General features: G+C 51.7%; 12 protein-coding genes. 8 read left to right on the top strand and 4 right to left on the bottom strand.

Annotated features, from left to right (window positions below; all coding sequences use genetic code 11):
• The first annotated feature begins 96 nt into the window (after positions 1-96).
• The 4 genes from nadC (at position 97) to hofC (ending at position 4,437) form a co-directional block, all read left to right on the top strand.
• On the top strand, positions 97-987 hold the full coding sequence (gene nadC, locus ACIPUG_RS07345; protein ID WP_039501466.1) for a carboxylating nicotinate-nucleotide diphosphorylase: 891 nt from the start codon (positions 97-99) through the stop codon (positions 985-987).
• Positions 988-1,301: 314 nt separating this feature from the next.
• Positions 1,302-1,748 carry a prepilin peptidase-dependent pilin gene (gene ppdD, locus ACIPUG_RS07340; RefSeq protein ID WP_039501468.1) on the top strand — a complete coding sequence of 149 codons (447 nt, stop codon included), beginning with the start codon at positions 1,302-1,304 and terminating at the stop codon, positions 1,746-1,748.
• Between the two features lie 2 nt (positions 1,749-1,750).
• A complete protein-coding gene (gene gspE, locus ACIPUG_RS07335) occupies positions 1,751-3,235 on the top strand; it encodes a type II secretion system protein GspE (protein ID WP_400338003.1) in 1,485 nt (494 codons plus the stop codon).
• On the top strand, positions 3,232-4,437 hold the full coding sequence (gene hofC / locus ACIPUG_RS07330; RefSeq protein ID WP_400338001.1) for a protein transport protein HofC: 1,206 nt from the start codon (positions 3,232-3,234) through the stop codon (positions 4,435-4,437). The genes gspE and hofC overlap by 4 nt, the downstream gene beginning before the upstream one ends.
• A 107-nt stretch (positions 4,438-4,544) precedes the next feature.
• On the opposite strand, the gene ACIPUG_RS07325 is transcribed toward hofC, so the two are convergent.
• Complete coding sequence (locus ACIPUG_RS07325; RefSeq protein WP_010681506.1) at positions 4,545-5,585, bottom strand: GMP reductase; 1,041 nt, start codon at positions 5,583-5,585, stop codon at positions 4,545-4,547.
• 292 nt (positions 5,586-5,877) lie between these two features.
• Between ACIPUG_RS07325 and coaE the strand changes: the two genes are divergently transcribed.
• From coaE to yacG, 3 genes are all read left to right on the top strand, one after another.
• A complete protein-coding gene (coaE, locus tag ACIPUG_RS07320; protein WP_039497919.1) occupies positions 5,878-6,504 on the top strand; it encodes a dephospho-CoA kinase in 627 nt (208 codons plus the stop codon).
• Positions 6,497-7,249, top strand: coding sequence for a cell division protein ZapD (gene zapD / locus ACIPUG_RS07315; protein WP_039509888.1), 753 nt, complete (start codon positions 6,497-6,499; stop codon positions 7,247-7,249). The genes coaE and zapD overlap by 8 nt, the downstream gene beginning before the upstream one ends.
• 73 nt (positions 7,250-7,322) lie before the next feature.
• Positions 7,323-7,517 (top strand): DNA gyrase inhibitor YacG, encoded by a 195-nt coding sequence (gene yacG, locus ACIPUG_RS07310; protein ID WP_039509889.1) that lies wholly within the window; start codon positions 7,323-7,325, stop codon positions 7,515-7,517.
• A 64-nt stretch (positions 7,518-7,581) separates the two neighbouring features.
• Here the strand turns inward: yacG and mutT are convergent, their stop codons facing one another.
• The 3 genes from mutT to secM all read right to left on the bottom strand — a co-directional run bounded on the left by mutT (position 7,582) and on the right by secM (position 11,397).
• Positions 7,582-7,977, bottom strand: coding sequence for an 8-oxo-dGTP diphosphatase MutT (gene mutT / locus ACIPUG_RS07305; RefSeq protein WP_039278334.1), 396 nt, complete (start codon positions 7,975-7,977; stop codon positions 7,582-7,584).
• A gap of 89 nt (positions 7,978-8,066) precedes the next feature.
• Positions 8,067-10,769 (bottom strand): preprotein translocase subunit SecA, encoded by a 2,703-nt coding sequence (secA, locus tag ACIPUG_RS07300; RefSeq protein WP_205564989.1) that lies wholly within the window; start codon positions 10,767-10,769, stop codon positions 8,067-8,069.
• 112 nt (positions 10,770-10,881) lie between these two features.
• A complete protein-coding gene (secM, locus tag ACIPUG_RS07295) occupies positions 10,882-11,397 on the bottom strand; it encodes a secA translation cis-regulator SecM (RefSeq protein WP_174435823.1) in 516 nt (171 codons plus the stop codon).
• Positions 11,398-11,423: 26 nt separating this feature from the next.
• On the opposite strand from secM, the gene ACIPUG_RS07290 reads away from it, so the two are divergent.
• On the top strand, positions 11,424-11,951 hold the full coding sequence (locus ACIPUG_RS07290; protein WP_010681513.1) for a DUF721 domain-containing protein: 528 nt from the start codon (positions 11,424-11,426) through the stop codon (positions 11,949-11,951).
• Positions 11,952-11,967 lie beyond the last annotated feature (16 nt).

Here is an 11,967-nt window from a genome sequence, read left to right as displayed (position 1 = left end):
AACAGTAACAGATTGAATTTTAATAAGTATTCATTCTGGATGTCCTGATATAAACAAGGTAGCATAGACCTCCGAATCCCCCTTCGGAGTTTTGTCATGTCAACGCGTCGCTACAGTCAGGAACAACGCCAACAAGCCTTGCTCGCTCGTATTGCACAAGATATCCCCGCCAGCGTGCAACTGGCCTTGCGTGAAGATTTAGGTGGCATCGTCGATGCTAATCAAGACATTACCGCGCTTCTGCTCCCCGACAACGAGACCGCCAGCGCACGCATTATCACGCGTGAAGCAGGTATATTCTGCGGCACGCGCTGGCTTGAGGAAGTCTTTTCTCAATTAGGCAATACAACAACGATCGTCTGGCACGTTGCCGATGGCGACGCTATCACGCCCAACCAAACGCTGTGTGACATCACGGGACCAGCTAAACAACTCCTGACGGGCGAACGCACGGCGCTGAATTTCCTGCAAACGCTGTCCGGTGTCGCCACTGAAGTCAGCCGCTATGTTGCCGTGTTACAGGGAACGCGTACTCGACTGCTGGATACGCGCAAGACGCTCCCTGGGCTGAGAACCGCGCTGAAATACGCCGTATCATGCGGTGGTGGAGACAACCACCGACTTGGCCTATCCGATGCTTTCCTGATCAAGGAAAATCATATCATCGCCGCGGGTTCAATCAAAAATGCGGTAGAAAAAGCACAGTCTCTGCGCAGCGATGTTCCGGTAGAGGTTGAAGTCGAATCACTGGACGAATTACAGCAAGCGCTGGAAGCGGGCGCCGATATCATCATGCTGGATAATTTCAGTCTGGATAACATCCGGGAAGCCGTTAACACCACGCAAGGCCGCGCGCTGCTGGAGATATCCGGTAATGTCACCCTCGACACGCTGCGTGGCTATGCGGAAACGGGCGTAGACTATATCTCCGTGGGAGCGTTAACCAAGCACGTACAGGCACTGGATTTATCCATGCGCTTCGTCTAACCGCCCTTCCATTTCTATCGGCGAGGTGCTAGTTCGCACCTCGTTCACTTCTCGACATCCCATCCTTTCGCACACCACCGTAACAACACAAACGACAAATCTCGCCCGGACGTCCTGTCCCAACAACGTGAAAATTGCGTCTCTGCTCGCAAAAAATTTTCAATCCTCTGCAAGTCGCTAAAAACATGTCGTAGCGCTTTCCTGTTTCACATTTCCCTGCTCGTCAGCCTTCGCTCCCTTTTCTATGCTGCCGCCATCCGTATGAATTTCTGCACCAAAGCCTTTAATTTATGAGCAACAACAGGGAAATCAACATGACAACACAACAAGGATTTACGCTGATTGAGCTGATGATTGTTATTGCGATCGTCGCCATCCTCAGCGCTATTGGCGTACCGGCTTATCAAGGCTATCTGCAAAAAGCAGCGCTAACAGACATGCTGCAAACGATGGTGTCTTATAAAACACCGGTCGATCTCTGTGGTCTGGAAAATGCCGCGTTTACGGCCTGCAATGCAGGTAGTCAGGGCATTCCGGGTAGCAAATCTTCACGCTATGTCAGCGCCGTTAGCGTCGCTCAAGGCGTGATTACGCTGACTGGCCAATCTACTCTGCAAGGGCTGCGCGTTGTTCTGACGCCAACGTGGGATACCGAAATCGGCGCTTCACGCTGGACGAAAAGCTGTGCCACGGATGACAACGCAGAGAGCCTGCAATCTGCCTGTCAGGACGTTTTCCGTTTCGATAATACAGCAGGCTAATCATGACAGACTCCTCCTTCTCCTCCGAGCATACGCTCAGCGAGTTACAGACGCTGTGCCGACGTTATCAGGCATTGTTGCTCGGTCTCGACGAACAAACGCTGTCGGTCGCCGTCACGGCTTCCCCTTCTGCGGAGATGATTGCCGCGCTGCGTTTCGCCAGCAATCGCCGCATTATGGTGGAACAGTGGCCACAAGCCAGAATGGAACAGCAGCTTAACCCGGTGAACGCCGTTGCCGAGCCCGCAGAAACCTACCATGCCAACACTCATAACAATATTCATAACAACAGCACAGGGCAGCAGGATCATGACGATGACTCACCCGTTGCACAATTTATCCATCAAACGTTGCGTCTCGCGGTTCAGCGGCGCGCCTCTGATATCCACTTTGAGCCATTACTGGACGGCTATCGCGTACGCCTACGCATTGACGGCGTGCTACAGGCCATATCCGCACCGCCGCCCGAACTGACAAACCGTATTACCGCGCGGCTGAAAATCATGGGTAAGTTGAACATCGCCGAACGGCGACTGCCGCAGGACGGCCAATTCAGCCTGACGCTGGATCAACAAGCCTACTCATTACGCATCGCTACGCTGCCCGTACAACAAGGCGAAAAAGTCGTACTGCGTATTCTGCAAACGCACCAGCAGGAGCTAGCACTGGATAAACTCGGGCTCAGCGCAAAGGCGTTACAGCAGGTGATTAGCGTGCTGAGTGCTTCACAGGGAATGCTGTTAGTCACGGGTCCAACGGGCAGTGGAAAAACCGTCACGCTTTACAGCGCGATACGCTGGCTAAACGAGTGCAGCCGCAATATCTGTAGTGTGGAAGATCCGGTCGAAATTCCCCTGCAGGGCATCAACCAAACGGCAATTAATCCCAAAGCCGAACTGGGCTTCGGCCGAATTTTACGAGCACTACTGCGACAGGATCCAGACGTCATTATGATCGGTGAAATCCGTGACGCAGAAACCGCAGAAATTGCGGTAAAAGCCGCACAAACCGGCCATCTGGTCATGTCCACGCTGCATACCAATTCTGCCGTAGAAACGTTAACTCGCCTCAGTCATCTGGGCATCCCCGGTTACCTGTTAGCTGCGGCGCTAAAACTCATCATCGCACAACGCCTTGTTCGTCGGTTATGCCCGCACTGTAAAACCCCAGGAGAACCGCTACTTTCACTACCAAACGATGTATGGCAGGGGCCACTGCAACATTGGCAAGCCCGCGGCTGTAGCCACTGTTTTTCTGGCTACTATGGTCGCGTTGCGTTCTATGAATTGTTACCTATCACGCCAGATTTTCAGGCAGCGCTAGCGGGCAACGCCAGCACAGGGGAATTATCTGCACTCTCTCGCCATGCCGGTTTTCCAACGTTACTGACCGCAGGGCTTGAGTTGGTCAACGACGGCCTGACCTCACTTGCTGAAGTCTACCGTGTGGTGGGCGATGAGCGGTCAATGAATCAGGAGGCGAAATGAGGCTACAGCGCTTATATCACTGGCAGGCCATCACATCCGAGGGCGAATTTATCGATGGAGAACTCATTAGCACACATCGCCAGCACGTCTATGCCAGCCTGATTGCACAGGGTTACCAACCGCTTCTCGTAAAAGTCAGCCATTACCTGTCACTACGCTACTGGAAACGTGAACAGCTAGGCGAGTTAATCAAACAGCTTGCTGCCCTGCTACAAGCCGGATTACCACTGCTGGAAGCATTAAAACTGGTGTCGGAACAGCACGATCGTCCCGGCTGGCGCTGCGTATTACGGGATGTTCGTACCCATGTTGCTCAGGGAAGCTCACTGTCTGAAGCACTACAGGAATATCCTCACATCTTTCCCGTTCTGTATCGTTCCCTCATTGCCGTCGGCGAGCTAACCGGCAAGCTGGACGCATGCTGCCTACAGCTCGCCCAGCAGCAAGAAAAACAGTCCAGGCTGCAACAGAAAGTCATCAAAGCGTTACGTTACCCCTGCTTTGTTTTAGCAATCGCCATGCTGGTCAGCATGATGATGTTAACGCTGGTTCTGCCCGAGTTTGCCTCGCTCTATTCCTCGTTCGAGACGCCGTTGCCGTGGTTTACCCGGCAATTGCTTTATCTGGCAGAGGCCATATCTGACTACGGATTCATTGGGGTGCTGGTACTTAGCAGTTTGATAGTGGGGTACGCCCGCTTGAGGCAGAAACGGCCATTGTGGAAAACCCGAGAGCAAGAATGGTTGCTGAAGCTTCCTATCGTATCCAGCCTGTTACGCGTTAAATCACTGAACCAGATATTTCATATTCTCGCCATGACGCAACATGCTGGCTTGACGCTCCCCGAAGGGCTGGATGCCGCCGCGACGATCCGTCACCCACTTTATCAGGCCGCAATTCAACAAATACAGGCGCAGCTGCATCAGGGGACGTCGCTATACCACGCAACACAGCATCACGCCGTACTATTCCCTGCGCCCTGCCCGCAACTGATCCGCGTGGGGGAAGAAACCGGTGCGTTGGATGCGATCTTTACACAACTGGCAGAATGGCATGAAGGTCGGGTACAGCAGCAGGCAGACATGCTGACACAAACGCTGGAACCGTTGTTGATGATGGTCGTCGGGGGAATGGTCGGGGCGCTGGTGATTGGCATGTATTTGCCTATCTTCCAGTTGGGGAATGTATTGGCCGGTGCCTGAACCGGCCAATACAACATACAAACCAATGCAACATACAAACAGCGACAAACTACGCCGTATGCATCACCGCTGACAACGGACGGAAAGACGGCACGTAACGGCGGCAATTACCCGTTGAAAATGCGGTTTTCCTGCTCGGCCACGCGGATAAACGTTGTACGCTTTGTCAGCTCTTTCAAACGGGATGCACCAACATAGGTACAGGCCGAGCGCAGACCGCCAAGAATATCGCGCACGGTATTGTCTACCGGACCGCGCAGAGGCAACTTCACGGTTTTTCCTTCTGCAGCACGGTACTCCGCCACACCGCCAACGTGACGCTCCATAGCGGATGCGGAACTCATGCCGTAGAACAACATCATCTTCTCACCGTTTTCTTCCACGATGGTGCCTTCACATTCGTCATGTCCTGCCAACATACCGCCCAACATGACGAAATCGGCTCCACCGCCGAATGCTTTCGCGACATCGCCCGGCATAGCACAACCGCCGTCGCTCACGATTTGCCCACCGAGACCATGTGCAGCATCAGCACATTCAATAACGGCAGAAAGCTGAGGGTAGCCTACACCCGTTTTAACACGCGTCGTGCAGACAGAACCGGGGCCAATGCCGACTTTCACGATGTCCGCACCGGAGAGAATCAGTTCTTCAACCATTTCGCCGGTCACAACGTTTCCTGCACAGATGACCTTATCCGGGCAGGCCTCGCGTGCTTTTTGCAGGAACGTGACAAAGTGCTCTGAATAGCCATTCGCGACATCGATACAGATAAATTTCAGCTCAGGCGACAGCGCCAAGATTTGCTTTAACTTGATGAAATCAGCCTCAGATGTCCCGGTCGAGACCATGACATGGCGCAATACCGATGCTGGTGTGCGTTGCACAAACTGAGACCATTGTTCGACAGAGTAGTGTTTATGCACAGCCGTCAGAACATCAAAAGAGGCCAAGACTTCCGCCATACTAAACGTACCCACGGTATCCATATTGGCTGCGATAATCGGTACGCCGGACCAGTTGCCGCCGGCATGGAGGAAGGTGAATTGACGTTCCAGTTCAACGTCGGAGCGGCTTTTCAGCGTCGAACGCTTTGGCCGGATGAGAACGTCTTTAAAGCCTAACTTTAAATCTTCTTCAATACGCATGAGGTTCGAGTTCCTGGTTAATGACGGCGGCATACTCAGTATCGTTACTGAGCATAATCATTTCTGAAAAAATAATGCCCTTTACCAGTGACGTTATCATACGCAGGAATAATCCTGCGGCAAGACTGCGATTTTCACTTTATTTGGGATAAAATCAGAGAAATTTACCTATCACCCAGCAAGTGATAACGTGAAGCACACTGCGGTTGATACCTGATTGACTTCAGGGGGACGGGAAGATATTCCTCACCCTTGAAAATAGTAGAAATGTTAACTTTTCAACACGGGTGCAATGACATACATCGTAGCCTTAACGGGCGGTATCGGCAGCGGAAAAAGCACCGTAGCTGATGAATTTGCCAAATTAGGGGCCACCATCGTTGATGCGGATATTATCGCGCGTCAGGTAGTCGAGCCTGGGGAACCCGCACTGGATGCCATCAGGCTCCGGTTTGGCGACGCTATGCTCAATACTGATGGTTCATTGAATCGTGCCGCACTACGCCAGCGGATTTTCTCCTCACCAGAGGAGAAACAGTGGCTGAATAATTTACTCCATCCGTTGATCCACCAAGAAACACAGGCCCAGTTTCAGGCTGCATCCGCACCGTACATTCTGTGGGTCGTCCCTTTACTGGTGGAGAACGGTTTACAGCAGCGGGCACAGCGTATTCTGGTCGTTGATGTAGACAAAGAAACACAGCTTGCACGTACGCTGGCCCGCGATGGCATCAGCCAGCAACAAGCAGAAAACATACTGGCAGCACAGGCTACCCGAGAACAGCGCCTGGCTTATGCCGATGATATTATTGATAACAGTCGCTGCCCAAACGAGCTGGTTCCACAGGTTGCGGAATTACACCGCCAGTACCTGGAGCTTGCCGCCTCCGCAGCCGACAGGATGACTAAGAATGAGTGACGCCCCCTCAACGATTTTATTCGAATACCCGCTGAACGAAAAAACACGTACCTGGTTGCGTATCGAATCATTATTGCAGCAGTTACATCAAAACCACTCCCTGACCGATATGGGAGGCGCTCTGACATTTTTTCGTGCTATCGCCGAACTGCTCGATGTGCTGGAACGTGGAGATGTCCGTACCGAGCTGCTGAAAGAACTGGAACGGCAACAGCAAAAACTGCTGCAATGGAGTGATGTACCGGGCGTGGACATGGAGCGCATCCATACGTTGAGACGCCAGTTGAAAGATCTGGCCAGTACGTTGATGGCCGCACCACGAATGGGGCAGTTCTTACGGGAAGATCGCCTGATTGGCATGGTACGCCAGCGGCTTGGTATTCCCGGCGGGTGCTGTAGTTTCGATCTGCCCACTTTGCATAGCTGGCTGCACCAGCCTCAGGAACTGCGTGAGAAATTGGTTTCCGGCTGGCTTAACTCCTTATCGCCGCTCAAACAAGCCTTGGACATGATCCTGGAACTGATCCGCCATTCTGGCACGTTCCGCCCGCAGACCAGCCTGAACGGTTTTTTCCAGGACAATGCCTCCGATGCTGATCTGCTACGTTTGCGCCTTGAGCAGATACATCAGCTCTATCCGCAGATATCCGGCCATAAGACACGCTATGCCATCCGTTTTCTGCCATTAGATAGCGAAAACGGCCATATTCCTCCGCGTTTAACCTTTGAACTGGCCTGCTGCTAGACTCAGCCCGACCAGCCAGAATGCGTTAAGTAGCAAATATGTGTTAAGTACCAAATAGAGTGAAAAGAATTTTATGACAGCAGAAATTACGACGGTAAAGTGCCCAACCTGCAAGCAGGCAGTCATCTGGGATAAAACCAGCATCTATCGCCCATTTTGCAGCAAACGTTGTCAGCTCATCGATTTAGGGGAATGGGCTGATGAGGAAAAGCGTATTCCAAGTGATGATATGGTTTCTGATAGTGAAGACTGGAGCGAAACGCGCTAACGGCCACGTTTCGCCACGATAGTTTGAAGGCAGGGGCTTTCAGACAGGAAAAAGTAAAGCCAGATTAAAGCGATTTCAGCCAGCGGATCATCTCCGCGTTCGCTGGCGGAAACTCTTCCTCACGTAATTCTTCTACGCCCACCCAGCGAGATTCCTGACCTTCCCGACCATAGGGTTCCCCCTGCCACGTTTCAACCAGAAAGAAATGAAGCGTGATGATTCTCTCCGACGTAGAAAACGTTTTGTCGTTTAGCGGCTGTGGTGCGCTGGCTTCGATACCCGTTTCTTCACGCAGTTCACGAATCAGCGCCTGCTCTGGCGTTTCACCTTCTTCAACTTTACCGCCGGGAAATTCCCACATCCCGGCCATATGAACGCCATCAGGGCGGCGAGCAATGAAATATTGCTGCTCCGCATTGCGGATGATGCCGACCGCGACGGATAACTGTTTTTGCGTCATGACACTTCCTATCAGATTCTTATCAAGTAAAAGGCGGTCAATGACCGCCCTTGTACTTATCACATATTAACTACTGGATCAGCAGTCAATTATTTCTGCAAGCGACCGTGGCACTGCTTATATTTCTTGCCTGAACCACATGGGCAAGGGTCGTTACGTCCAATTTTACGATCTGCTTGCGCCGGTGAACCGGTGTTCAGGCTATCTTCTTCCTGATGGCTAAACTGTTGCTGCTGTGCCAAACGCTCAGCTTCTTCGCGGCGTTGCTGCTCCAGCGCTTCAATTTCTTCCGGCATTCTCACCTGAACTTTGCTCAGTGTACTGATCACTTCATATTTCAGTGATTCCAGCATCGCGGCAAACATAGAGAACGACTCACGCTTATATTCTTGTTTCGGATCTTTCTGTGCATAACCACGCAGATGGATGCCCTGACGCAGATAATCCATTGCCGCCAGATGCTCTTTCCACAAGGAATCCAGCGTCTGCAACATCACGCCTTTCTCAAAGTTGCGCATGACTTCAGCGCCAACCACTTCTTCTTTGCGATGATAAACCTCAAGCGCCTGCTGGAAAATACGCTCACGCAGTGTTTCTTCGTGCAGCTCAGGCTCTTTATCCAGCCACGCCTTGATCGGCATATCCAGATCGAAGTCGTTCTTCAGGCGCTGTTCCAGACCTTCCGTATCCCACATTTCTTCCAGAGATTCCGGTGGAATATAGCTGTCGATGGTCGCTTTAAACACATCTTCACGAATGCTGGTGATGGTTTCACTGATATCGGACACATCCAGCAGTTCGTTACGCTGTGTGTAGATCGCACGACGTTGGTCGTTCGCCACATCATCGTATTCCAGCAGCTGTTTACGAATATCAAAGTTACGGCTTTCCACTTTACGCTGTGCGTTAGCAATCGCCTTGGTGACCCACGGGTGCTCAATCGCTTCGCCCGGTTTCATACCCAGTTTACGCATCATATTAGAAACGCGATCGGAGGCAAAAATACGCATCAGCGCATCTTCCATCGACAGATAGAAACGTGATGAACCCGCATCCCCCTGACGACCGGAACGACCACGCAGCTGGTTATCGATACGGCGAGATTCGTGGCGCTCTGTACCGATAATGTGCAAGCCACCCGCAGCCAGCACCGCATCATGGCGTACTTTCCAGGCTGCTTTGATTTCTGCAATTTGCGCGTCATCTGGATTTTCCAGATGGGCGACTTCGGCCTGCCAGCTACCACCCAATACGATGTCCGTACCACGACCAGCCATGTTGGTCGCGATGGTGACCGCACCAGACTGCCCCGCCTGTGCAACAATGTCCGCTTCCATGGCGTGGAATTTCGCATTCAACACATTGTGTTTGATGCCCGCTTTTTCCAGCGCCTGAGAAACCACTTCTGATTTCTCAATGGAGATCGTACCGACCAGAATAGGCTGACCTTTTACAGAGCGGTCTTTGATATCTTCAATGATGGCATCAATTTTTTCCTGCTCGGTCATGTAGACCAAGTCAGGCAAGTCTTTACGAATCATCGGACGGTTAGTCGGCACCACAATCGTATCCAGCTTATAGATGGAGCTGAATTCGAACGCTTCGGTATCTGCCGTACCGGTCATACCTGCCAGTTTTTCATACAGGCGGAAGTAATTCTGGAAGGTAATGGAAGCCAATGTCTGGTTTTCATTCTGAATGGTCACCTTCTCTTTCGCTTCCACAGCCTGATGCAGACCATCAGACCAGCGACGCCCCTGCATAGTACGGCCTGTGTGTTCGTCGACGATGATGACTTCACCGTCTTTCACAATGTAATCGACATCGCGGGTAAACAACACGTGCGCACGCAGCGCAGCGGTCACATGGTGCATCAGCATAATGTTGGTCGGAGAGTACAGCGACTCGCCCTCTTCCATAATGCCTTCTTTCACCAGCAGTTCTTCTACCAGAACTAGACCACGTTCGGTGAGGTTAACCTGACGCGCTTTCTCATCAACAGAGAAGTGGCCTTCACCGTGGAAGGTATCCGAATCTTCTTTCTCCTGACGGATCAGGTGAGGGATGATTTTATTGACGCTGATATAAAGCTCAGAGCTGTCTTCAGCCGGGCCAGATATGATCAGCGGCGTACGCGCTTCATCGATTAGGATGGAGTCAACCTCATCCACCAGCGCGTAGTATAATTTACGCTGCACGCGTTCTTCCGGGCTAAACGCCATATTGTCACGCAGGTAGTCAAAACCGTATTCGTTATTGGTACCGTAAGTGATGTCTGCCGCATAGGCTTCACGCTTCGCTGGAGCAGGCATTCCCGGCAGGTTGATACCAACGCTCAGGCCAAGGAATTCAAACAAAGGACGGTTATTTTCGGCATCACGCTGTGCCAGATAATCGTTCACGGTAACTACGTGTACGCCACGGCCGGTCAGCGCATTCAGGTACGCAGGCAGCGTTGCCGTCAGCGTTTTACCTTCACCGGTACGCATCTCCGCGATGCAGCGCTCGTTCAGTACCATACCGCCGATAAGCTGCACGTCGAAGTGACGCATGCCAAAGACACGCTTACTAGATTCACGGACTACCGCGAAGGCTTCCGGCAGCAGGTTCTCCAGCGTCTCACCTTTTTCCAGACGGGCACGGAACTCCTGCGTTTTCGCTTGCAGTTCCTCATCTGAAAGTTTTTCCATTTCTGGTTCTAAACGACCAATGACATCAACATTTTTACGCATACGACGCAGCGTACGATCGTTACGGCTACCAAAAATTTTGGTTAGGATATTCATGACCATAATAGTTTTAATCTCACAAGTGCCACGTATCCAGTGGCAACACAACATCGAAAAACTGAGAAACTCAGCAAAAAACGAGAGAAATTTCTTCAGCTAATTATCCACTACACGTTCAGCTGAAAAGAGAGGGCCCTGCGCGGATGCCGCGGATTTGGGCAAGCCAGACGCCGATTTGATGGTGTGCCTGAGGATAAAAAGTGACATGCCCAGCATGGGGGGAGATCACAAAGGGATACTGGGAATCCTGCGTCAACAACGCATTTAGCGTATCCAGCAAAACCAAAGAATGAGGTTGAAGATCGTCAACCTGCTCGGCACTGGCCGTCTGTGGCGTCGTCAACGCAAAAGAAAGATGACGGATTACCGTGCGAATCGCATGCTGATGCCAATAATCAACGCTGTAGGACGAGCGCCGATGCGCTTCCTTCAGCGCGACCAGATCGGTAAGGTTCAGCGAGACGTGATTCTGGCGACTCACGCTGGAGCTTGAATTAGGGAGTGAGGCGATATCCTGTGAGTCGTTCAGGCTTGTCGGCAGGCCAAGACTCGCCGCGACCATCCCTAATAAGAGATGCGGCCAGAAATAACGTCTGCCAAATTGTCGCCAACGATTTAGAATACCAATCACGAGTAACATCCACCGGAGCCAGGTCTATGCGTGATAGCCGCCCACAATCACTGGAATTTCTGTTTGATAGCGCATCTATGTCGGGTAAAGGCCCGCTACAAGATGTGCAACAGCGCGCTATCGCCTTATTAAAACTCAACCGTGCCGTACGCGGGTTACTGCCTGCACCGTTGCACCCATGGTGCCGCGTCGCTAATTACCGGCAAGGTTTACTGATACTGGAAACCGCCAACGCCAGTTGGCTGATGCGATTACGTTACGAACAACCTGCGCTGCTCTCTGCATTACGCGCACAAATACTACCATCATTGGCTTCAATCGACATCAGGATTAATCCAACGCTTGCCGCAAAAGGGCATGAAATCGTGAAAAATAATGACATTACGCCGACGGAAAATACCGATGACAAACCGTTGCGTCAGTTGAGTGAACAAAGTGCGGAGACATTGAGGACATTAGCAGGCAACAGCCCGGAAAAACTCAGAAAGATATTAGAACGACTGGCTTCACTGGCCGGAGAGAGTACCAATAAAACCAGTCGTAATAAGAAATGATTACTTCAAGTTCAAG

It is taken from the genome of Pectobacterium sp. CHL-2024 (assembly GCF_044751765.1).
Taxonomy (GTDB): Bacteria; Pseudomonadota; Gammaproteobacteria; order Enterobacterales; family Enterobacteriaceae; genus Pectobacterium; species Pectobacterium brasiliense.
The sequence above is the reverse complement of the archived record's forward strand: the minus strand, read 5'-3'. Positions and strand labels throughout refer to the sequence as shown.